The sequence below is a fragment of the Rheinheimera sp. B2H12 genome (genome assembly GCF_059620065.1).
Genome location: NZ_CM184363.1, coordinates 4,428,151 through 4,450,639, shown reverse-complemented (window position 1 = coordinate 4,450,639; position 22,489 = coordinate 4,428,151). Strand labels below are relative to the sequence as shown.

The 22,489-nt window shown below is 50.8% G+C and carries 18 protein-coding genes; 17 read left to right on the top strand and 1 reads right to left on the bottom strand.

The window, feature by feature from the left end; all coding sequences use genetic code 11:
- Window positions 1–157: 157 nt before the first annotated feature.
- The 6 genes from AC53GJ_RS19005 to AC53GJ_RS18980 all read left to right on the top strand — a co-directional run bounded on the left by AC53GJ_RS19005 (window position 158) and on the right by AC53GJ_RS18980 (window position 9,282).
- Window positions 158–3,304, top strand: a complete 3,147-nt coding sequence (locus AC53GJ_RS19005) for a type I restriction endonuclease subunit R (RefSeq protein ID WP_496729967.1) — start codon at window positions 158–160, stop codon at window positions 3,302–3,304.
- Window positions 3,297–4,478 (top strand): restriction endonuclease subunit S, encoded by a 1,182-nt coding sequence (locus AC53GJ_RS19000; protein WP_496729966.1) that lies wholly within the window; start codon window positions 3,297–3,299, stop codon window positions 4,476–4,478. Before AC53GJ_RS19005 ends, AC53GJ_RS19000 begins: the two co-directional genes overlap by 8 nt.
- On the top strand, window positions 4,475–5,638 hold the full coding sequence (locus AC53GJ_RS18995) for an AAA family ATPase (protein ID WP_496729965.1): 1,164 nt from the start codon (window positions 4,475–4,477) through the stop codon (window positions 5,636–5,638). Before AC53GJ_RS19000 ends, AC53GJ_RS18995 begins: the two co-directional genes overlap by 4 nt.
- Window positions 5,635–6,645 carry a virulence RhuM family protein gene (locus AC53GJ_RS18990; RefSeq protein ID WP_496729964.1) on the top strand — a complete coding sequence of 337 codons (1,011 nt, stop codon included), beginning with the start codon at window positions 5,635–5,637 and terminating at the stop codon, window positions 6,643–6,645. Before AC53GJ_RS18995 ends, AC53GJ_RS18990 begins: the two co-directional genes overlap by 4 nt.
- Window positions 6,642–8,240 carry a type I restriction-modification system subunit M gene (locus AC53GJ_RS18985; protein WP_496729963.1) on the top strand — a complete coding sequence of 533 codons (1,599 nt, stop codon included), beginning with the start codon at window positions 6,642–6,644 and terminating at the stop codon, window positions 8,238–8,240. The genes AC53GJ_RS18990 and AC53GJ_RS18985 overlap by 4 nt, the downstream gene beginning before the upstream one ends.
- 118 nt (window positions 8,241–8,358) lie before the next feature.
- Complete coding sequence (locus tag AC53GJ_RS18980) at window positions 8,359–9,282, top strand: LysR family transcriptional regulator (RefSeq protein ID WP_496729962.1); 924 nt, start codon at window positions 8,359–8,361, stop codon at window positions 9,280–9,282.
- On the opposite strand, the gene AC53GJ_RS18975 is transcribed toward AC53GJ_RS18980, so the two are convergent.
- Window positions 9,245–10,957 carry an amidohydrolase gene (locus AC53GJ_RS18975; protein ID WP_496729961.1) on the bottom strand — a complete coding sequence of 571 codons (1,713 nt, stop codon included), beginning with the start codon at window positions 10,955–10,957 and terminating at the stop codon, window positions 9,245–9,247. The two genes, AC53GJ_RS18980 and AC53GJ_RS18975, sit on opposite strands and share 38 nt — an antisense overlap.
- Before the next feature lie 590 nt (window positions 10,958–11,547).
- Between AC53GJ_RS18975 and AC53GJ_RS18970 the strand changes: the two genes are divergently transcribed.
- The 11 genes from AC53GJ_RS18970 to AC53GJ_RS18920 all read left to right on the top strand — a co-directional run bounded on the left by AC53GJ_RS18970 (window position 11,548) and on the right by AC53GJ_RS18920 (window position 22,461).
- Window positions 11,548–11,694: a hypothetical protein gene (locus AC53GJ_RS18970; protein WP_496729960.1), complete on the top strand. Its 147-nt coding sequence runs from the start codon at window positions 11,548–11,550 to the stop codon at window positions 11,692–11,694.
- Between the two features lie 39 nt (window positions 11,695–11,733).
- Window positions 11,734–12,858: a serine hydrolase domain-containing protein gene (locus AC53GJ_RS18965; RefSeq protein ID WP_496729959.1), complete on the top strand. Its 1,125-nt coding sequence runs from the start codon at window positions 11,734–11,736 to the stop codon at window positions 12,856–12,858.
- A gap of 339 nt (window positions 12,859–13,197) precedes the next feature.
- Entirely contained in the window at window positions 13,198–13,506 is a 309-nt protein-coding gene (locus AC53GJ_RS18960; protein ID WP_496729958.1) for a hypothetical protein, read from the top strand.
- Window positions 13,507–13,609: 103 nt separating this feature from the next.
- Entirely contained in the window at window positions 13,610–15,724 is a 2,115-nt protein-coding gene (locus AC53GJ_RS18955; RefSeq protein WP_496729957.1) for a TonB-dependent siderophore receptor, read from the top strand.
- Window positions 15,714–16,913, top strand: coding sequence for an acetyltransferase domain-containing protein (locus AC53GJ_RS18950; protein WP_496729956.1), 1,200 nt, complete (start codon window positions 15,714–15,716; stop codon window positions 16,911–16,913). The genes AC53GJ_RS18955 and AC53GJ_RS18950 overlap by 11 nt, the downstream gene beginning before the upstream one ends.
- A gap of 457 nt (window positions 16,914–17,370) precedes the next feature.
- A complete protein-coding gene (locus AC53GJ_RS18945) occupies window positions 17,371–17,562 on the top strand; it encodes a hypothetical protein (protein WP_496729955.1) in 192 nt (63 codons plus the stop codon).
- A 9-nt stretch (window positions 17,563–17,571) separates the two neighbouring features.
- On the top strand, window positions 17,572–17,739 hold the full coding sequence (locus AC53GJ_RS18940) for a hypothetical protein (RefSeq protein ID WP_496729954.1): 168 nt from the start codon (window positions 17,572–17,574) through the stop codon (window positions 17,737–17,739).
- Window positions 17,740–17,822: 83 nt separating this feature from the next.
- On the top strand, window positions 17,823–18,944 hold the full coding sequence (locus AC53GJ_RS18935) for a TOMM precursor leader peptide-binding protein (RefSeq protein ID WP_496729953.1): 1,122 nt from the start codon (window positions 17,823–17,825) through the stop codon (window positions 18,942–18,944).
- 2 nt (window positions 18,945–18,946) lie between these two features.
- Window positions 18,947–20,266, top strand: a complete 1,320-nt coding sequence (locus tag AC53GJ_RS18930; RefSeq protein ID WP_496729952.1) for a YcaO-like family protein — start codon at window positions 18,947–18,949, stop codon at window positions 20,264–20,266.
- Between the two features lie 16 nt (window positions 20,267–20,282).
- Window positions 20,283–21,149, top strand: coding sequence for a SagB/ThcOx family dehydrogenase (locus tag AC53GJ_RS18925; RefSeq protein WP_496729951.1), 867 nt, complete (start codon window positions 20,283–20,285; stop codon window positions 21,147–21,149).
- Window positions 21,136–22,461, top strand: a complete 1,326-nt coding sequence (locus AC53GJ_RS18920; RefSeq protein WP_496729950.1) for a YcaO-like family protein — start codon at window positions 21,136–21,138, stop codon at window positions 22,459–22,461. Before AC53GJ_RS18925 ends, AC53GJ_RS18920 begins: the two co-directional genes overlap by 14 nt.
- Window positions 22,462–22,489: the final 28 nt, after the last annotated feature.

Genomic DNA, 22,489 nt, shown 5'->3' with positions numbered 1-22,489 from the left:
TCCAGGCCAGTACATTACAGGCTAACCACATCTACCTCTTTGTTTCTGAATACGTTAAATTAACTGCATAAAAACAGTACCTTTGCCGAGAACATTGCTAAGTGATTTTTTGAGTATGCTTAGTTGTTGCAAGGTCTGGTTATTACTGGATATTTACATGACCCCAAAAAAAATCGAGCAAAGCGTCATCGACTCATCGCCAGAGCATAAGGGCTCGTACAGCCAGCCCTCTGTAAACCCGAGTTCCTGCGTGCGAGAAGACAGCATCGAATACGGCTTCATCGGCAAACTTGAAAGCCTCAAATACGAATACCGTAAAGACATCCGCGACCGCGCCACGTTGGAGCAGAACTTTCGTGAAAAATTTGAGGCCCTCAACCGCGTGCGGCTTACCGATAGCGAATTCTCACGTTTGCTCGAAGAGATCGTCACCCCTGATGTGTTCACCGCCGCACGCACCTTACGCGAGCGCAACAGTTTCACCCGTGACGACGGCACGCCACTGAACTACACCTTGGTCAACATTAAAGACTGGTGCAAAAACACCTTTGAGGTGATTAACCAGCTGCGCATCAACTCCGATTACAGCCACCATCGTTACGATGTTATCTTGCTGATCAACGGGGTACCCTGCGTACAGATTGAGTTGAAAACCCTCACCATCAGTCCACGCCGTGCCATGGAACAAATTGTTGAGTATAAGAACGACCCAGGCAATGGCTACAGCAGAACGTTGCTGTGCTTCCTGCAGCTCTTTATCGTTAGCAACCGCACCAACACCTGGTATTTCGCCAACAACAACGCCCGTCACTTTGCCTTTAATGCTGACGAGCGCTTTTTGCCCATTTATCAGTTTGCTGATGAGAAGAACAACAAGATCACCCACCTCGATAGTTTTGCTGAAACCTTCCTGGTTAAATGCACCCTCGGCCAGACCATTAGCCGCTATATGGTGCTGATCGCCAGCGAGCAAAAGTTGATGATGATGCGGCCGTATCAGGTGTATGCGGTGAAGCAGATCGTCGACAGCATCCACCAGAACTGCGGCAATGGTTACATTTGGCATACCACCGGCAGCGGCAAAACGCTGACCTCTTTCAAGGCCTCGACGCTGCTCAAAGACAACCCCGACATTGAGAAATGCCTGTTTGTGGTCGATCGCAAAGACCTCGACCGGCAAACCCGCGAGGAATTCAACAAATTTCAGCAAGGCTGCGTCGAGGAAAATACCAACACTGCCGCGCTGGTGCGTCGCCTGCTGTCAGACGATTACGCCGACAAGGTGATTGTGACCACCATTCAAAAGCTTGGCCTGGCGCTGGATGAAAACAGCAAGCGCAACCAGCTGCGCGCCAAAAGCGGCCAAGCCACCTACAAAGAGCAGCTAGAGCCGCTGCGCGACAAACGTATTGTCTTTATCTTCGATGAATGCCACCGCTCTCAGTTTGGCGAGAACCATAAGGCGATCAAAGAGTTCTTCCCCAAGGCCCAGCTGTTTGGCTTTACCGGTACCCCCATCTTTGGCGGAAAAAACGGTAATGCCAGTCGGGTTATGATCGATGGCGAGGTGGCTTCCATGATGACCACCGAAGATCTGTTCCAGCAGCAACTGCATGCCTACACCATTACCCACGCCATTGAAGACGGCAACGTGTTGCGTTTCCATGTCGATTACTTCAAGCCCAAGGTCGAGGCAGGCAAAACGCTAGCCAAGCCCGGCGAGGCCATCGCCAAACGTGCCGTGATCGAGGCCATTCTGGCCAAGCACGACGCCGCTACCGCCCAGCGCCGTTTTAATGCCGTGCTTGCCACTTCATCCATCAACGACGCCATTGAATACCATGCTCTGTTCAAGGCCGTGCAGGCTGAAAAGCAGGCCGCCGATCCAGACTTTCAGCCGCTGAACATCGCTTGCGTGTTTTCGCCGCCCGCTGAGGGCGATGCCGATGTGAAGCAAATCCAGGAAGACTTGCCGACGGAAAAAGAAAACAACGCCGTTGAACCAGAGCAGAAAAAAGCGGCGCTGAAAGCCATCCTGGCTGACTACAACAGCCGCTACGGTACCAACCACAGCATCAGCGAGTTCGATCTGTACTATCAGGATGTACAAAAGCGCATCAAAGACCAGCAATGGCCCAATAGCGACCATCCGCATACGCAGAAAATCGATATCACCATTGTGGTCGACATGCTGCTCACTGGTTTTGACTCCAAATACCTGAATACGCTTTATGTGGACAAAAACCTGAAGCATCACGGCTTAATTCAGGCCTTCTCGCGTACCAATCGCGTGCTTAACAGTATTCAGGCCGAGGATAAGAAGCCTAACGGCACAAAACCATTCGGCAACATCCTCGATTTCCGTCAGCAGCAGGATAACGTCGATGCCGCCATCGCGCTGTTCTCCGGCGAAAGCGCCGGCGAGCAGGCCCGTGAAATCTGGCTGGTAGATAAAGCCCCGGTGGTGATCGAAAAACTGGATGCCGCCGTGCAAAAGCTTGACGCTTTTATGAAGTCCCAGGGTTTAGATACAGCCCCCGAGGCCGTGCACAACCTGAAGGGCGACGAAGCCCGCGCCGCTTTTATTAACCACTTCAAGGAAGTGCAACGGCTGAAAACCCAGCTCGACCAATACACCGACTTAACCGAGGATAACGCCGCCGCTATCGAACAGATTATCCCGAAGGAAAACCTGCTTGGCTTTCGTGGTGCCTATCTGGAAACCGCGCAGCGGCTGAAACAACAGGCCCAACAGGGCAAAGGCAGCAACAAACCCGAGCCGAGCAACGTGGATCAGCTCGATTTCGAGTTTGTGCTGTTTGCTTCCTCGCTGATTGATTATGACTATATCATGGGTCTGATCACTAAGTTTTCAGCCAAAGGCCCCGGCAAATCGACGATGAGCCGCGAGCAGCTTATTGCGCTTATTCAGTCCGATGCCAAGTTTATCAACGAGCGCGAGGACATCGCTGCCTATATCGCCACCCTCAAAGCAGGCGAAGGTTTAAGCGAACAAGCCATTCGCGACGGCTACATCCGCTTTAAGACCAGAAAAGATGCCGCCGAACTGGCAGATATAGCCAGCAAGCACGGCCTGGAAACCGCCGCCCTGCAAAGCTTTGTCGATGGCATCTTGCAACGGATGATTTTCGACGGCGATCAACTCAGCGACCTGATGGCGCCGCTGGATCTCGGCTGGAAAGCTCGCACCCAGGCCGAACTTGCGCTAATGGCAGATCTGTACCCACTACTCACCAAACGCGCCCAAGGCCGCGATATTTCAGGACTTAGTGCGTATGAGTAATACAACGAAAAACACCTCCACGAAGAAAGACGGCAAAACTTCGTTGGTGCCGAAGCTGCGCTTTCCGGAGTTTCGCGGGAAGGATGTGTGGGAGGTGAGGCCTCTTGGTAAGGCTGCACAGAATCTCGATAACCGGCGCCGACCAATTACGTCAAGTGACAGAGAAGCGGGGGATATCCCATATTACGGGGCGTCTGGAATCGTCGATTACGTTGAAGGATTTATCTTTGATGAAGACTTGCTCTGCGTTTCAGAAGACGGCGCTAATTTGGTTGCGAGGATTTATCCAATTGCATTTCCCATCTCAGGGAAGACTTGGGTCAACAACCACGCCCACGTATTGAAATTCGAGAATTCCTGCACACAGAAGTTTGTGGAGGTCTATCTGAACTCAATCAAGTTGGACGATTTCATCACTGGGATGGCTCAGCCAAAGTTAAACAAGGCAATGCTCGATAAGATCCCGATCCCTTACCCTAAAATCGCCGAACAACAAAAAATCGCCGAGTGTCTGAGCTCCGTGGACGAGCTGATGGCCGCCCAAGCCCGGAAACTGGTCGCGCTCAAGACCCATAAAAAAGGGCTGATGCAACAGCTTTTCCCCCGCGAAGGCGAAACCCAACCCCGCCTCCGCTTCCCCGAATTCCAAAACGCCGGGGAGTGGGAGAATGTCACCCTCGGGGATCTATGTTTTAGCGTTTCTTCTGGTAAAGATGTGAGGGATTCTGACGGAGTATGTGATCTTTATGGTTCAACAGGTGTCATTGGCAAAACGTCCAAAGCCAGTTATGACACACCTCACATTCTCGTTGCGCGAGTAGGTGCTAATGCTGGGCATTTAACAAAGGCCAGCGGTCAGTATGGCGTGACCGATAACACCCTCGTCATCGCTCTCAAGCCAGCGGCAACAATCGACTATATCTTCCATTACCTCGGGAATATTAACATCAATAAGCTAATTTTTGGTTCAGGACAGCCTCTCATCACCGGAAGTATATTGAAGGCTCAGCGTGTGCTTGTCCCCGCAGCTTCTGAGCAGCGCAAAATATCAACCTGTCTTTCCTCCATCGATGTCCTGATCAAAGCCGAAAGTGATAAGCTCGAAGCTCTCAAGGCTCACAAAAAAGGACTGATGCAGCAGCTTTTCCCGTCGGTAGAGGAAGTTGAAGGATGAGCATTCCACCATTTGCCAATTTGACGGATTTGGCGGCTCATCTCCGTCAGGAACTCACCACGAAGAAGTTCATTCTCCTATATGCCTACAATGGGACAGGAAAAACGCGTCTTTCCTCCACTTTCAAGGAGCTCGGCAAAGTCGAGGATGAACCCGACACCCTGTATTTCAATGCTTTTACCGAAGACCTATTCTCATGGGACAACGACCTCAAAGAAGATCGTGAGAGAAAACTGAAGATCAATCCAGAGTCTCGCTTTATTACTTCACTCTGGGAACTCGAGATGGATACCCGTATTCGTCCCTTTCTCAGTCGTTACACAGACTTTGATTTCCGAATTGACACCGAAAAATGGGAGGTCATCTTCTCCCGAAAAGTTCCTAATCCCGCTTATGTTGAGAATGCAGAACCTCAGACTGAGGAACGGACCAAAACTGAAACACATATTAAAGTCTCACGCGGCGAGGAAAACATTTTCATTTGGTGTTTTTTTCTTGCCGTGGTGCAGCTCGCAATGGACGGTATCGAAGCTTACAAATGGGTCAAATACATTTACATCGACGACCCTATTTCTTCACTGGATGAGCACAACGCAATCACCGTGGCAAACCATTTAGCTCAACTGCTCAAGAAGGAAGACAGCCACCTCAAGACGGTGATATCAACGCATCACACTCTGTTTTTTAACGTGTTATGCAATGAACTAAAACGGGCTAAGCGATATTTCCTAAGCCAAGACAAACAGCCAGGTAGTTACGTTGTCCGCGAGACAGGCGACACCCCTTTTTTCCATCATGTTGCCACCCTTGCGGCCCTATACGAGGCAGAACAATCCGGCAGGCTGTACACGCACCATTTTAATATGCTGCGTTCGATTCTTGAAAAAACGGCTAGCTTTCACGGCTATGAAAACTTTTCCGCGTGCATCAAACAAGGTGCCGACGATGAAGACGGTGTCTTGCACACGCGCCTCGTCAACATCCTGAGCCATGGCAACTATTCCTTGTATGAACCTCAAGAAATGCTGGAAGAAAACAAAGGCTACTTCAGGGAAATCCTGCATAGTTTCATCAACCGCTATCCATTTAACCCGACGCTGTTCCCAAGCACACCATCGCCCATAACGACATCAGAATCCGAGGGCGCATCAACATTATGAACGACCTGATCCTCTACACCACCGAAGACGGCAAAAGCCAAATCAAACTGCGGGCGCAGGAGCACACAGTTTGGCTGACCCAGCTTGAGATGGCTGAACTCTTTGATGCCACCAAGCAGAATATCTCCCTGCATTTAAAGAACATCTTCGAGGATGGGGAACTGGACATGGCGGCAACTGTCAAGGAATCCTTGACAGTTCAAACCGAGGGCAGCCGGCAGGTGCAGCGTCCAGTTACACTCTACAACCTTGATGCCATCCTGGCCGTGGGCTACCGCGTGCGTTCAAAGCGCGGCGTGCAGTTCCGGCGCTGGGCCAGCACGGTACTGAAGGAGTATCTGACCAAGGGCTTTGTGATGGACGACGAGCGGCTGAAGAACCCGGATGGCCGCCCGGATTATTTCGATGAGATGCTGGCGCGCATTCGCGACATACGAGCCTCTGAAAAGCGCTTTTACCAAAAGGTACGCGACCTCTTTGCCCTAGCCAGCGACTACGACAAAAGCGACAAAGCCACGCAGCTGTTTTTTGCCACGGTGCAAAACCTGCTTATCTATGCCGTCACACAAAACACGGCCGCCGAACTGATTACGGCACGGGCGAATCCTGCTGATCCGCATTTCGGTCTGCGCGTCTGGCAGGGCGACAAGGTGCGCAAAACGGATATCTTCGTGGCGAAGAACTATCTGACTGAAGATGAAATCGACACCCTGAACCGGCTGGTGGTGATCTTTCTGGAAACCGCCGAACTACGCGCCAAAAGCCGCCAGGAGATTCGAATGAGCTTCTGGAAAGAGAGTGTGGGCCAGATCATCAGCTCCAACGGTTTTCCGTTACTCGCTCATGCGGGTGGCATCAGCCACGCACAGATGGAGAGCACCACCAGCGCGCTTTATCTCGACTACGACCAACAACGGAAACAGCAAGAAGTATTGGCAGCAGACGCGCAAGACGAAGCTGAATTGCATGCCCTTGAAAACAAGATTAAGAGACGCCTTAAAAAATGAACGACACCAAACTAGGTAAAACCCTCTGGGCCATCGCCGACACCCTGCGCGGCGCAATGAACGCAGACGATTTTCGCGACTACATGCTGTCCTTTTTGTTCCTGCGTTACCTCTCGGATAATTACGAGACGGCTGCTAAAAAGGAACTGGGAAAAGACTACCCTACGCTTGACGCTGACGACCGCCGTGTACCGCTGGCACTGTGGTATGCCAACAACCCTGATGACATCACCGAGTTTGAAAAACAAATGCGCCGTAAAGTGCATTACGTCATTCAACCTGCGCACCTGTGGAACAGCATCGCCAACCTTGCCAGAACCCAGAATGGCGAATTGCTCAGCACCTTGCAGGCGGGTTTTAAATACATTGAAAACGAATCCTTCGAGAGCACTTTTAATGGTCTGTTTTCGGAAATTAACCTGGGCTCAGACAAACTTGGTCGCAAGTACGAAGACCGCAACGCGACCTTGTGCCGCATCATCGCGGAGATAGCCAAAGGTCTGAACGAGTTCTCCACCGACATCGACGCACTGGGTGATGCCTACGAATATCTGATTGGCCAGTTTGCCGCTGGCTCCGGCAAGAAGGCGGGCGAGTTTTACACCCCGCAGCAAATTTCGGACATCTTATCGACCATTGTTACCCTGGATAGCCAGGAACCCGCCACCGGCAAAAAAGAGCGCCTGGCCAGTGTGCTCGACTTCGCCTCTGGCTCTGGCTCGCTACTGCTCAACGTGCGCAAACGCATGGGACCACATGGTATTGGCAAAATTTACGGCCAGGAAAAGAACATCACTACCTATAACCTGGCGCGGATGAACATGTTGTTGCACGGGGTAAAGGATACCGAGTTCGAGATCTACCATGGCGATACGCTGTTAAACGACTGGGACATTCTGCGTGAATTAAACCCAGCCAAGAAGCCGAGCTTTGACGCCATTGTGGCCAACCCGCCTTTCAGCTATCGCTGGGAACCCACCGAAGCGATGGGCGACGATGTGCGTTTTAAAAATTACGGCTTAGCGCCTAAATCGGCCGCCGATTTCGCCTTCTTACTGCATGGTTTCCACTTCCTCAAAGACGAAGGCGTGATGGCGATTATTTTGCCGCATGGCGTGCTGTTCCGTGGTGGTGCTGAGGAGCGCATTCGCACCAAACTGCTGAAAGACGGCCACATCGACACAGTTATCGGCTTGCCTGCCAACCTGTTCTATTCCACAGGTATCCCGGTGTGCATTTTGGTGCTTAAGAAATGTAAAAAGCCCGATGACGTACTGTTCATCAATGCCGCCGAGCACTTTGAAAAGGGTAAACGGCAGAATCAACTGACAGAAGCGCACATTGCCAAGATCATCGAGACCTACCAACACCGCAAGGAAGAGAGTCGTTATTCACGTCGGGTAGAGATGGCTGAAATCGAAAAGAACGATTTTAATTTGAATATTTCCCGTTACATCAGCACGGCGGTAGCAGAGGATGAAATTGACCTGCAAGCTGTCAATGCCGAGTTAGTCACGCTGGAACAAACTATTAAGGACGCACGAGACAAACACAATGCGTTTCTTAAAGAACTTGGCTTACCGCTATTGGCGTGAAAATTAAAGCAACTCTGTTAGCTATATTTATTGCAATTGCTCCATTATCTCTGTGCCAGATATTGCTCACTGGGCGCAGTGTGCTAAACATCAATAAATTGTCATCCAGGTTAAGGCCATGCAATCACTTAATACGTTGTCGCTCCATTACCTGCAAGCTTTTGTGCTCAGTGCTGAATTAGGCTCAATTTCTGCGGCGGCCAGGGTCTTGGGTAAACGCCAATCGCAATTAAGTGGTTGGATTGCCGACTTGGAGGCCGAGCTGAATTTGACGTTATTTACTCGCACTGGCAACAGCTTGCAGTTAAGTGCCGATGGCCAGACGTTATTACCCCTGGCTCAGCACACAGTGGCGCAATCAAACCGTTTACAAGCGGCTGCGCAGGCTTTACAGCAATATAAGCAACTGGTGCTGGGGGTCGGTGTCGCGCCCCATATACCACAACAACTGTTAACCGATGCCATTGTTGGTTTTATGCAGCAGCAACCGCAGGTTCAGGTCCGCATCAGTAGCCATAGTGAAGCAGTGTTAGCGCAAGGCCTGACCAATGGTCTTTTTGATGTGGTGCTGTTACACGAAAGTATCGAATTACATAACAGCAGTTATGATTATTGCCGGGTGGGTTATTATGATGAAGTGTTTGTGGTGCGTTCGAACCATCCGCTCGCCGCAAAGCCCAGCATTGCTGTTGCAGACTTAGCGCCATTTCGCGAGTTAATTTGGGCAGAGGATTATCAGCAATCTGCCGATGAAAGTGGTTACAGTGGCCACTCTAGTCAGATTGCGGACTTTGCATCGCTCGAAGCTGTGCTGTTAAAAACAGATTGTGTGGCCTTACTCCCCGCCTTGATGGTGGCAGCTGGCATTCAGCAGGGGCGATTGGCGTTGTTGCAGGTGAGTACTGAGTTGTCGACCATGCGCCGTCGGCTGGAATTACGCTGGCCGCTTGGCAGCCAGCACAACACCATGATCAGCTGTTGGTTAGGTTTGGTTTGTCAGACGCTTAATAATCTGGACTCTGGTACACCACCTTCCCGTTGAGCAGGGTCAACAAGAACTTCGTCTGGCGAATTTTAGCCGGTTTAGCCCGGCTGATATCCTGATCCAGCACCACCAGATCGGCAGCTTTACCGACTGTGAGCGAGCCCGTTTGCTCGGCAACACCTAACGCTTGTGCCGCATTGATGGTGTAGGCGGCAATCGCGGTATCCACATCTGGAAAAGCCTGGCCTGTTAACTCCATCGCATTGGCGATGCTGAGCAGTGGATTTAACGCGTTGACATTCCAGTCGCTACTGAGGGTGAAGTTGGCTCCGGCCGCAAGCATTTTTTTCACCGGCATTAACTGCGCAGCCCGCTGCTGACCTAACCAGCTGTCAGCCCAATGATGGTCGGCATGCAAAGTAGCTTCATTGCCAATTTGCATATCTGCATCAACAGATAATTGTTTAAATCGACTGAAATCATCCGCTTGCACTAATTCAAGATGGGTTAAGCCATATAACTGGGTTGAACCTTCTTGCCGGGCATAGGCAACGGCATCAAGTACATTGCGGGTGCCACCATCACCGATGGCGTGGATGTGAGCGCCATAGCCAATTTTATCCAGTTCGATTAACCACCATTTCATTTGATCCGGCGCGATGTAATCTAAACCTGTCGGCAGATCGGGATTGATGGTTTGGCGATAGGGCTGCAGTAAACGAGCGGTGCCATTTTGCACCAAACCATCGCTATATAGCTTGACCTGATTGATCAGCAGCAATCGCGTTGGATCCGGTTGATACACTTTGCGGAAAAATTCCAGCTGCGGCGCCACTGGATCGGCCGGATAAATCCAGGGGCGAACACTGACACGCGCCGTTAACTGCTGTTGTTTTTCCAGCTGTTGCCAAGTCGCTAGCCAGCCACGCTTCCAATACAGTCGTCCATCGCCGACAGTGGTAATGCCATTTTCAGCCAATTGGCGCAGTCCGCTCAGCAGCCCGCGCTGGTGCGCTTGTGCTAAATCCGGTTGCTGATTCCAGGCGATTTCAAACAAACGATCGCCGGCATTATCCAACAAAATTCCGCTCAGACTGCCATCGGTTTCACGCACGATACGGCCACCTTGCGGGTCGGCAGATTTGTCATTGATCCCAGCCAGTTGTAATGCCTTACTGTTCACCCACATCGAATGTGACGTTTGTTCCATGATCACCACCGGATTGCTTGGGAACAGGCGGTCGAGCATGGCTAATGGCGATTCATCTGTCAGCGTCAGCAGTTGAGCCAGCTCATGGCCATAGCCCATCAACCATGCTTCGGATTCGAGGGGCAATTCGCGCTTGCATTGCAGCAGCACTTGCTCATAACCCCGGATACTTTGCGCAGCAGACAGATCACAATCGCCGCCAATTTCAGCATCAGCTTCAAACACATGGTTATGGTTATCAATAAAACCTGGACCGATGAATGCCCCTTCTAAATCCTGCCACTGGTGCAGATGTGGAAATTGTTTTTGCGCAGCGTCAACTTGACCAATAAAAGCAATCCGGCCCTCTTTAATCACCAGTGTGTCAGCGGTTTGATGTTGATAAATAATGGCGTTGGTGAAGGCCACAGCCGAATGTCTTGCATCAATAGCGGTCTTTTCTGTATCTTCACCAGCGCCAGCAGATTTGCAGCCGAATAAAAAACCGCTGGCAACGAGCATCGATAAGTAACTCAATTTCATTTCGTGCATCTCAGCTTGATTAAACTTTCATCATTTTAGCAGGCATAATGGAGTCTAAAAGTTAGTCACTATCTGAGATCTGTGATAGCAATCGGGGCTGCGCTTGGTTCGAAGTCTCAGCATGTCTTTCAGTTTGCTCATATCTGTTCTCTTTTTAGTCATGGTCAGCTTCTGCGAAATGCGTTAAGGTTAGGATGAGCTTAGCAGTTGATGTAATTAGAAAAAGAACGGTATTTCGGCATTCTGCGCAGCGATTGCGGAAAATAGCTAAAAGTGATCGGAGTAAACCGAAATAGGCGATCGGATTCAACCGAAATGGCTGATCGGATTTATCCGAAATATGCATCACCTCTCATCAAGAATTGGGCGTCATTGCTTAAATTAGCCATTGCTAAACAGGAATTATGATAAAGCGATACTCACTACTTTGTGGCTCGATATTCCTGTTATGTGGATTTTTCGCGCCAGTTCAAGCTGTATTGCCGTCAGCTGCAGCCGACGCTGCTACAGCTGCGCTGCAAGCACGGATCAACAAAGTCGAGCAGGGACTCTCTACCCGGATCCTGGTGAGAGGTTCTGCGGATCAGCAGATGAACCTGATGGATCGCATGGCCTATCATCAAGTTCCCGCAGTGAGTATTGCCCTGATAAATCAAGGTCGGGTCGAATGGGCAAAAGCCTACGGCATGGCTGATATCGCCAACCACAGGACTGCGGCCACCACCACACTGTTCTAGGCTGGTTCGGTTAGCAAAGCGCTCAGCGCCATGGGAGCCATGCGTCTGGTCGAGCAAGGCAAACTTTCGTTAGACCGGGATGCGAATCGCCAGTTAGTTTCCTGGAAGATCCCACCAAACGAGTTCACCCGTGAGACAGCGATCAGTTTGCGTATGCTGCTCAATCATAGCGCCGGAACGACTGTGCATGGATTTCTGGGGTATGCGCCGGGGCAGGCTTTACCTAGCTTGGTAGAGATTCTCAATGGTGTTCCCCCCGCACACTCCGAGCCAGTCCGGGTTGATCTGATGCCAGGAACCACATGGCGCTATTCGGGGGGAGGTTACAGCATCATTCAATTGATGATGACCGAAGCAAGTAGACAGCCGTTCGAGCAATTGATGAAAGCAGAGGTGCTTAAGCCGCTCGGGATGAACCAGAGCACATTCGCCACATCATTACCCCTCAATTGGCGCCAACAGGCAGCTACAGGATATGACGAAGCAGGCAAAGCCGTCGCAGGTGGATGGCACATTTATCCAGAATCCGCCGCGGCTGGCTTGTGGAGTACGCCCAGCGACTTGGCGCAAGTGATACTTGAAGTCCAAAAGGCTACCGAAGGTGAGTCCTCTAAAATCCTTGCACGCAATAGTGCTTCGCTGCTGTTAAAGCGTGGTTTGGGTGAGTATGGTTTGGGCTTTTTCGTTGAAGACTTAGGCGATCGTACCAGTTTTAGTCATAGTGGCGGTACTGAAGGGTATCGCGCGCAGCTTTATGGTTACACCCGGTCTGGTCAAGGTGCTGTGATAATGACCAACAGCCAGAACGGTGCGGCACTCATCGACGAGATCCTATGCAGCATTGCTGCAGAGTACGGCTGGCCTGAATTTCAGGTGTTAGAGAAAGCTTCGCTGCCAGGTGATACTGCGATGAACCGACAGCTAGCAGGAGACTATCAGTTGCTGGACTTGCCTGCTCATGTCGTTGCCGAAGGAGAGCGTCTCTACTTCCAAAGCGAATTGTTCGGCGCTAAGCGCATGGAACTTTTCCCTACATCGAAAACTACATTTTTCACCACAGCACAAGACATGACGATACATTTTGAAACAAGTGATGATGGTGCCATCATCGGCTTCAAACTGGTTCGCGGCTCGGGTACATATCCAGCCAAAAGGTTACAGTAGAGAAATGATTTGCTCTAAAGTTGAGAACAATCGCACATTTGCCTGTTAATGCATTCAAACAGTAACAAAACGGACCTTTCATTTTCACAAAATAAGGCATTTCTAAATCCGCTTTTCGTACCCACTGAGCTTTTGGCCTCACTTAGCGAACTGCTGTTACATCAGCCAGTTGCAAGCTCACAACAAAAAACTGCCAAGCCGTTGTCACGGCATAACAAAGTCAGCGGCTATGGTTTGGCGGTTGGCATGGTCGTTAAGGCCAGATGCTTTGATGGTCATTGATTGTCAAATCGCGCCTTTCAGGGCAAACTTTACCGCCTTTTGCCAATAGAGTGACCCATGAAAAAGCTTTCAGTCGTGCAATTAAAACAACAAGCAGCGGTATTGGCTGCTGTGACCCAGTTGGAACAACAAGCCCAAGCGACGCTCGCCGGTGTGGTGCAGGGCTGGTTTAGCCTGGAATATGAAGCTTTTCCGCAGTCTTTGCTGGTCAGATTACAATTTAGCGATGAGGATGTGTTAGCACTGGCGCAGCCCCAACTGCTGGTCTGGCAGAAAAAACTTAGCGCGTTACTGCTCAAACGCGGCATTGTGCTCAAAGATATGCGCAAACATCTGGTGTTTACCTGCCAGACGCCAGACGAGTAAAAGCCTATTGTTATTCCATATTTGAAACCTGCCCGGACTGCGGCGCTATTCTGAATGCTTTAAGATATGTTATAGTATCACAAAATGATTGCAGGATAGCCCAGTGAAACTGTTGTTCCTTTCTACCAAACTTGCGCTGTTGCTCTGTTTGACGCCGATGCTGGCGCAGGCGGCTGCTTCAGCAGCTTTTGTTGCTGATAGTGCTGATATCGAAAAAATTCGTGTGACTTATCATCAGGCTTATCGCGGCGATGTACCGGCTGCCGAATTGCCACAGGCGATCCAGACCATAGAGACCACTTTGTTACAGGATTTGGCCCTGACCCGTTTTCAGGATGCCCTGGATTTTTCTGCCAGTATTGCCCGGCAAAATAATGGCGGTGGCTTGTGGGATAGTTTTTCGCTGCGCGGTTTTCCCGGTAATGAAAATATGCCATCTGGTTATCTGATCAATGGCTTTAGTGCTGGTCGTGGTTTTAGCGGTCACCGCGATCTGTCCAATGTGGCGGCCGTGGAAATCCTGAAAGGTCCGGGTTCGGCGCTGTATGGGCGTTCCGAGCCTGGTGGTACTATTAATATTCTGACGCGCAAACCGCAGTTTGAGCGGGAAGGTTATCTGAAACTGAGCACAGGTAGCTTTGCGCAGCATCGATTGGAAGCGGATTACACCGATGCCCTGTCTCCCGACCTAGCGTTTCGGCTCAGCGGCGCGCTGCAGGATTATGGCAGTTTCCGCGATGAGGTCAGCAGCGATAAACAAGTGTTGACCCCGTCCTTGTTATGGCAATTGGATGCGGACAGTTCGTTGTTGTACGAGTTTGAATATCTGCAACAAGATCAATTATTTGACCGTGGATTTCTGGTGTTAAATGGTGATTTTAACACAGTGCCACGCAGTCGTTATCTGGGAGAGCCTGCTGATGGACCGACCCGGATCAGTGCGCTGGGTCATCAACTCACCTATCAACGTCAACTGAACGCTGCCTGGAATTTTAACACTGGCCTGGCAGTGCGGACTTCGGATTTGCATGGTTTTTCCTCAGATGCGGAGTTGGCACAGGCCAGACAATCGGTGTTCAGCGATGGCCTGACCTTAACCCGGCAACGGCGTTATCGTGATTATCAATCTGATGATCGGATGGCGCGTGTTGAATTCAGTGGCAAGCTGCAGTTGTTTGGCATGCCACATCATTTGTTGTTAGGCGCCGATGCTTATGATTATCAGCTTTATACCGAGTTGCAGCGCTATCGTGGCCCTAAGGGCAGTTATGCGCTGAATATCCAGGCCCCGCAGTATGGGGTGGCAGTACCGGGCGCGCTCAGTGTGTTGTACCAAAATGAAGAGTCGCAACAGGCATTTGGGGTTTATCTGCAGGATCAACTGGAGTTAGCGGCCAACTGGCGGTTATTGCTGGGGCTGCGTTTTGATCAGTATCAGCAGGATATTCATGAGCGCTTAAAAAATAGTCTGGCGCGCAATGACGATCAACAACTCTCACCACGGGCTGGCCTGGTGTATCTGCTGAATGATCAACTGAGTTTCTATGGTAGTTTTTCAGAAGGTTTTTTACCTTTAAGTGGCACAGACTTTTATGGTCGGGCTTTTGCACCAGAACAAAGTCAGTCAAAAGAGGTTGGCGCTAAATTCCGCTTGGCTGGGGTCAGTGGCACTTTGGCGCTGTTTGATGCCGACAAATCGAATATTCTGACCTCAGATCCAGTGAATGTTGGTTTCTCTGCCACTTTGGGCAAGGCCCGTAGTCAGGGCCTGGAACTCGATCTGAATAGCATGTTGACCGATCAATTGCAGGCGTTGTTGTCCTACAGTTATCTGGATACCCGCACCACCACGGCTGCCGTCAATTTAGACTGGGGTATTTTATTACCTGCGGGCAGTCGCTTGGTGAATGTGCCTCAGCATACCCTTAGTCTGACTTTGCAGCAGCAATGGCAGATCGCGCAGCTGCCGGTGCAGTTGGGCGGGCGGTTAAGGTATAGCAGCCAGCGGTTGGGGGATTCAGTAGATCCGGCTTATCAGTTACCGGTCATGTCCCTGTGGACCTTGTTTGCCAGCGCAGAAGTCAGCGAGCATTGGCAGTTCGAAGCTGTGGTCGATAATCTGTTGGATCGGCATTATGTACAAAGCTCATATTCCGCCTTGTGGTCTGTACCCGGTGAGCCCCGCAGTCTGAAGGTCAGTGTCCGTTATGACTTCTGAGTTCACAGCGCCAGGGACGTCATTAGCAGCAGTCGCTATCCGGCAGCGCATCTATAGCATCGATATGATGCGAGGCCTGGTGATGCTGATTATGCTGCTGGACCATGTGCGGGAGCGGCTGTTGCTGCACCTGCAAGTGTCCGATCCGATGGATTTATCCAGCACCAGCGCCGGGCTATTTTTCAGCCGGCTGGCGGCGCATTTGTGCGCGCCGGTGTTTGTGTTCCTGACCGGTTTATCTGCCTGGTTGTATCAACAGCAACGGGCTGGCGAACCACGGTCACTGCGCAGCTTTTTAGTCAAACGCGGTCTGTTTTTAATTGCGCTGGAGCTGACACTGGTCAACTTTGCCTGGATGGGAAGTTATCATACCCTCTGGCTGCAGGTGATTTGGGCCATTGGCTTGAGTATGCTGGCGCTGGCCTTGTTGTCCTCCTTACCACGTTGGGTGTTAGCTGTGCTTGGTTTTGGTTTGGTGTTTGGGCATAACCTGCTGACACCTATCAGTTTTCAGCCGGGTGAGTGGGGCTATACTGCCTGGAATTTATTGCACGACCGCAACTATCTGCTGACGGTTGAAGCTGCTGCCAGTGTTGGTTGGCCAGCGATTAAAGTCAGTTATCCGGTGTTACCCTGGATTGGTGTGATCCTGTTGGGTTATCTGGCTGGCCCCTTGTACCATCCCAGCCTGTCGCCACAGCAACGTCAGCGTTGGTTAATCCGGCTTGGCGTTGGCGCTTTGTTACTGCTGTTGTGGTTGCGCGGTGCCAATCTCTATGGTGAAACCTTGCCCTGGCAACCGCAAGCTGGGATGTTACTCAGTGTGATGGATCTGCTGAATTTCACCAAGTATCCGCCGTCGTTGAATTTTTTATTGTTAACCCTCGGCTTGATGTTTTTGTTACTACGCTGGTTTGAAACTCCACTACCTGTGATATGCCAGACTGTACTGGCCAACTTTGGCGCGGCACCGATGTTTTTTTATCTGCTGCATCTGTATGTCTTACTGCTGCTCTATCAATGTTTGCTGTGGTGGCTTGGACCTAATCAGGGCCAGCTCTATGGAGTGGCTGGTATTGCTGAGGTGTGGCTGATCACGCTGTTACTGGCACTGCTGTTGTATTGGCCGACACGCTGGTTCGCCGGGTTGAAAAAACGCAGTGCCGCCGCCTGGATCCGTTATTTGTAAATGAAGGTGAGAAGGGCCGCTGGTTGTCACCCAACCAGCGGTGCGCATTTTTTGTCGGCAAAATTTCCCAATATCCCCCCACAGTTGCCTGATCTCGCCAACAGCCAAGATATTTTTTCTAAATATTTTTCTTTCAAATACAAGTATATCAAAAGTTAATAATAAGTAAATTATAAATATCAATGTTATTTATTTGCTGTTTTTTTGTCTTGTTCTATCTTCAACAGGCTGCTGGATGTTGGGCGGCATATTGCAGAGCGGCCAACTGCTGACTGAGCGTACCTCTGGCTGAGGTGACGGTCTACAGGGCAGCGGCGGGCCGGCGGTCCTGTCATTGACGACTCAGCCTGATGCGGCAGTGAGGTTGTTGCTCAGCGGTCTGATGAGGCGCGGTAACTCAGATGCTGGGCTTTGCTGCAGTAACACCGGCTGTGTCATACCACAGGAGCGAATGACGATGAAATCTCACTTTCAACCCTATTTAGCAAGGCTGGAGCACATCATTGAGCAACAACAGCAAACGCTGTTTTTGCCCGCTGATCTGCAGATTGAAGAACTGGAACAACGTCAGGTGATGGTTGCTGTCGGAGACTGTGGCTGTAGTTGCAGCTGCGACTGTACGTCCTGTAGTTGCATCATCAGATTTTAAGGAACCCGTATGAACGATCAAAACCTGTTACCGCAGTGCCTGAGCAGTCAGTTGGAAGACACTAATTTATTGCAGATCGAAGAGCTGGAAGAACGGACCAGTTTTGCCGCACATGGAGCCTGCGCTTGTACCTGCAGCTGTAACTGCAGCTCTTGTAGTTGCATCATTCTGTTCTGATGGCTGTCGCTGATATCAGAGTAAACAAACGCTGATATCAGCGACACCAAATATCGGCCAATTTTTTTGCTGAAGGAGCTGAGATGGAACCCAAGTTGAAACTGATCGATCACTTCCAGATTTGGCATAGCGCTGACGCGGTGCAAATTCGGGCACAACAGAAAACCTTGTTATTGCGGGGTGAATTCGTGCGGCAACTCTTGCCCAAGGTGCTGGTTTTGCTGGACGGTAGTTTCACCAGTACAGACATTTCCAACCAGTTGGCGACACAAGAACAAGCTGCTGAATTGTATGGCATCTTTGTCATGTTGCAACAAAAAGAATTGCTGGAGCAGGTTGAACCTTGCCCGGCGGCTTTGCAACAGCTGCCAGCGGCCAAGCGACAGGCTTTATCGCGATTTTTTGCCAATCAGAACCAATCGGCCTGGCGAACTTTAACGCAATTACAGCAAAGCCGGGTGTTGTTATGTGGTCAACCGGAGCTGCTGATCCCGCTGGCACTTGGCCTTCACAGTTTAATGCTGGGTCAAATTAGCGTGCTGGCCAGTGCTGTGACTGAGACCGATTTGGCGCACAGTCGTTATCTGACTGAGGCTGATGTTGGCAGCCATCCGGCAGCGGCCGTCCGCCGCCAACTGAGTCCGGCACTAACAACCAATATTCTGCCGATCGAACAGCTGCCTGATTCAGTCCTCAGTTGGCGTCAGTTAGTTCAGGATTATGACCTAGTGATTACTGCATATAGCAAGCCGATCATTTTTAACACTATGTTCAGTGAATTGAATCAGGCGGTCTTACTCGAAGCAGTGTGCTGGTTGCCGCTGGCAGTGCTTGAGCAGAAAGAATTGCAGCTCGGTCCAGCGGTGATCCCTGGCCAGAGTGCCTGTTACAAATGTTTTGAATACCGGTTACGCGCCAATTTAGCGCATCTGGAATATTACGATGCTTTTGCCGAGTCTTTTAATCGGCTGGAGCAACTGCCAGACTTTGGTGTGCTGCCACCTTTTGCTGAGTTGCTGGCAAATTATGCGGTGCTTGAAGCGATGAAATTATTAAGTGATGACTTTAGTGCGATCTCTGTTGGTAAATTGCTGACGATACATTTGGCGACATTCACCAGTCAAAGCCACCCGGTGCTGAAGATCCCACGTTGCCCGCATTGTAGTGAATTCACCGAACGTTGTCCTGAACGGATCTGGGGGTAGCGATGACAGTCACAGCACAACAGGTGTTGCAGCGCGCCGAACAACAGCTGCTTGGACCTTATGCGGTGGTCGGCGTGAACCGGCGACTGTTAAATGCGCCAGGTATGCCAAGAATTTACAGCGCTGCGTCGGTGATTAATTCAATCCGGACCTACAACCGCGGTGAAATGGTCGGCCATACCGGTGCCGTTGGGTTTGACTGGCACGAAGCCATGTTGGGGGCCATTGGCGAGTGTGTAGAGCGTTATTGTTGTGCCGTGTATCAGCATCAACAACTGATTTATAGCAGTCGTGATGAACTGGGTGAGCAAGCGATTGGCATGGATGCATTTTGCCTGTTCAGTCAGCGGCAACTGCAGGATGTGAATTTTCCTTTGCCGCGCTGGCAACCGGCGAGTCTGATGCACTGGGTTGAAGGCTATTCTCTGTTGCAGCAACAGCCAAGATATCTGCCGGCATGTTTGACCTATATCCCTTATTTTAATCACCTTGACGTGCAGCGGCAGCCGGATCTGTTTGCGCTGGCGGTCTCCAGTGGCCAGGCCTGCCACAGTGAACTGGCGGCGGCGCTGCTCAGCGGGTTGTGCGAAGTGATAGAGCGGGATGCATTTATTATCTGCTGGTCAAAAATGCTGAGTGTACCCAAGCTGGATATCAGCGCAGATCCAGAGCTTTGTCAGATTTATCAGCGTTATTTTGCCTGCCCGGGGCTGCAATTTCATCTATTTGATCTGACGTTAGATATCAAAATCCCGACTGTGCTTTGTATCGCGCAAGGTCAAACTGACCGTGGCCCCTATTGTTGTGTTGGCGCCGCTACCAGACCGCTTTATCGTGAAGCCGTGATCAAAGCCTGGCAGGAGGCCGCACAAGGTTTGATTTGGGCCCAAAATTTATTGCTCACCAAGCCTGATTGGCGACCCGAAAGCGATTTTCGCAATGTGCGCGATTTTGAAGATCATGTTCGGCTGTTTTGTGAACCCGAGATGCTGACGCATCTGGCATTTTTGCTCGACAGTTGCCACATCAGCCGGCCGGATTTTTCAACGCCGGCCATGTCTAGCGCAACTGGCTTGCAGTTCTGTCTGGATGCGGTCGCGGCAGAAGGTTTTGATGTGGTTGCCGTCGATTTAACCACTGCTGATATTCGTGAGACTGGCCTGGTGGTCAATAAAGTCTTTGTGCCGGGCACTGCCAGCCTCTACGCCGTTCACGGCTTACCTTATTTTGGCTGTCCACGTTTCGAGCAGGTGCCAGCCAAATTGGGTTGGCCCGCGTTACCGGCCGGACAATTTAATCCGGTACCCCATCCTTTCCCTTAAAGCAGGTGACTTTGGTATGAGAATGGAAGATATCGACTATGTGACTTATGCGCTGACCGACGTGTTTGATGCGGATGATTATGAAATTACAGAGGTTTTTCATGAGTATTCCAAATTAAATCCGACCACAGTTGCCAATATCAGTCAAAGGGTACAACAGATTACGCAGGATGTCGGACTGGTGCGTATGATGGCCAGAGCCTGGAAACATTATCCGGCGGCAGAAAAAATTATGCTGGATAGAACAGCACCTTTGGGCGAGATATCGCTGACGGAGGCCATTTTACAACGTGCATCTTTAAGTTCTTACGCCAGCAGTTTTCAGCCAGCGGGCGCAGTGACACTGAAGCAGCTCAGTGCCATTTTGCAATACAGCTACGGTGCGACCCGGGTACTACATACCAAAACCGGCGACAATATTTATTTACGGGCGGCGATTTCTGCCGGCAGCTTATACCCGTTGGAGATTTACCCGCTGGTATTGAATGTCGAAGGTTTGACGCCCGGGCTCTATCACTATTTTATGCCTGATCATGCGCTCCATCTGTTACGCACCGGTGATTTATTGACTGAATTACTGGCCTGCAGCAGTTATCAGGATCTGATCCGGCATGCTGCTGTAGTTTTTGTGATCACGGGGGTTTGGAAAAGAACACTGGTGAAGTACCAGCAACGTGGTTATCGCTTTTTACTCAATGATACCGGTGCGTTATTACAAAACCTGTACCTGACAACGACCAGTTTTGGTCTGGGTAGTTGTGCTTTGGGTGGTTTTTATGATGACCAATTGGCGAAATTACTCCAGGTGAATCCGCTGGACGAACCTGTGCTGATTGGATTTTTGTTAGGTCAGAAACCGGAGCAGGGTTATGCCAAATCCTGACAGCACTGAGGCGGTATTACAACTTGCCAGGCAAGTGTTATCGCCGAAAACCGGCTTGTTGAAATCGGTTCATTTTATTCCGGCGACCGCAGGGCAAATTCAGTTACGCCATCCGATTGGTAAAGTACCTCATTATGCGGTGCTGCCAGGCTGTGGTGATATCAGCGGTCCGGGCGGGTCGTCGGCTAGTCGTCAGCAAGGACTGACCAAAGTATTGTTCGAGGGGCTGGAGCGGTACAGCGCCGCCTTTGTTGATTACCGCCAACTGATCCGCAGCAAAGCCTTTAGTCCACAATTTTTAGCGGCGGAACGGTTGCCATTGTTTGCTCCCTGGCAATATCAGCTGCCGGATTGGCCTTTTGCTCCGTTGACCAGTGACAGTGAGATCTATTGGTGCAGCGGCAGATCACTGCTGAACGGCGAAAGTCGTTATGTGCCAGCATGTCAGGTCTACCTGCCTTATCAGCCGGTCGATCGGCAAGAATGCCTTGGTGTGTCGACATCCACCGGGATGGCTGCCGCCTGGCAGCAGACCGATGCCTTGTTAGCAGGTGTACTTGAAGTCGTTGAACGGGATGCATTGATGGTGATGTGGCTAAATCGCCTGTCGATGCCAAAGTTGCAATTGCCTGCGGATAGTCCGGCGCTGCAGTTGATCAAACAAAGTTTGTCGCATTGTGATGCTGAAGTTCATCTGATTGATATCACCAATGATTGTGGCATTCCAACTGTTCTGGCAGTGCTGCGATCCCAGGCATATGGCTTTCCGCTGACCACTGTTGGCCTGGCGGCCAAAACCGATTTTGACTGTGCAGCAAGTAAAGCCTTCTGTGAGGCTGTCTCTGATTATGAACGGATCCGGGTCCATCTGGCTGAGCAAGGGGATGGCTATTGGCGGCCAAAATCAGACTTTTCTGATGTGACAGATTTTCCCTGGCATGGCATGGCTTATATCTGTCCGCTGATGCAGCAGCAACTGAGTTTTATCTGGCAGTCAGAGCATTGCAGTTTCAGGGGGCCGCAGCATGCGATTGCCGGTCAGAACAGCGCCCAACAATTGTTGCATTGTTTACGGCAGCTGCAGCCGCTGGTGTCTGAGATAGTGGCTGTGGATCTGGCGCCACGTGACGTGGCGGCTCTGGGGGTACAGAGTTGGAAAGTACTGATCCCTGAGCTGGTGCCGGTCAATCCGGATCATCGTTACTTGCCTTTTGCCCACCGGCGTTTGTTTGAAGTTCCAGTACGATTGGGTTATTTCCAGCAACCTTTGGCGGTGGCTCAGATGAACCCATTTCCGCATCCCTTTTCCTGATGATAGCTGGTGCTACCGAGGTGAATGA

Coding starts and splice junctions, on each gene's coding strand:
- AC53GJ_RS19005 (WP_496729967.1), top strand. CDS start 158: ATGACCCCAAAAAAAATCGAGCAAAGCGTCATCGACTCATCGCCAGAG.
- AC53GJ_RS19000 (WP_496729966.1), top strand. CDS start 3,297: ATGAGTAATACAACGAAAAACACCTCCACGAAGAAAGACGGCAAAACT.
- AC53GJ_RS18995 (WP_496729965.1), top strand. CDS start 4,475: ATGAGCATTCCACCATTTGCCAATTTGACGGATTTGGCGGCTCATCTC.
- AC53GJ_RS18990 (WP_496729964.1), top strand. CDS start 5,635: ATGAACGACCTGATCCTCTACACCACCGAAGACGGCAAAAGCCAAATC.
- AC53GJ_RS18985 (WP_496729963.1), top strand. CDS start 6,642: ATGAACGACACCAAACTAGGTAAAACCCTCTGGGCCATCGCCGACACC.
- AC53GJ_RS18980 (WP_496729962.1), top strand. CDS start 8,359: ATGCAATCACTTAATACGTTGTCGCTCCATTACCTGCAAGCTTTTGTG.
- AC53GJ_RS18975 (WP_496729961.1), bottom strand. CDS start 10,957: ATGAAATTGAGTTACTTATCGATGCTCGTTGCCAGCGGTTTTTTATTC.
- AC53GJ_RS18970 (WP_496729960.1), top strand. CDS start 11,548: ATGAACCTGATGGATCGCATGGCCTATCATCAAGTTCCCGCAGTGAGT.
- AC53GJ_RS18965 (WP_496729959.1), top strand. CDS start 11,734: ATGCGTCTGGTCGAGCAAGGCAAACTTTCGTTAGACCGGGATGCGAAT.
- AC53GJ_RS18960 (WP_496729958.1), top strand. CDS start 13,198: ATGAAAAAGCTTTCAGTCGTGCAATTAAAACAACAAGCAGCGGTATTG.
- AC53GJ_RS18950 (WP_496729956.1), top strand. CDS start 15,714: ATGACTTCTGAGTTCACAGCGCCAGGGACGTCATTAGCAGCAGTCGCT.
- AC53GJ_RS18945 (WP_496729955.1), top strand. CDS start 17,371: ATGAAATCTCACTTTCAACCCTATTTAGCAAGGCTGGAGCACATCATT.
- AC53GJ_RS18940 (WP_496729954.1), top strand. CDS start 17,572: ATGAACGATCAAAACCTGTTACCGCAGTGCCTGAGCAGTCAGTTGGAA.
- AC53GJ_RS18935 (WP_496729953.1), top strand. CDS start 17,823: ATGGAACCCAAGTTGAAACTGATCGATCACTTCCAGATTTGGCATAGC.
- AC53GJ_RS18930 (WP_496729952.1), top strand. CDS start 18,947: ATGACAGTCACAGCACAACAGGTGTTGCAGCGCGCCGAACAACAGCTG.
- AC53GJ_RS18925 (WP_496729951.1), top strand. CDS start 20,283: ATGAGAATGGAAGATATCGACTATGTGACTTATGCGCTGACCGACGTG.
- AC53GJ_RS18920 (WP_496729950.1), top strand. CDS start 21,136: ATGCCAAATCCTGACAGCACTGAGGCGGTATTACAACTTGCCAGGCAA.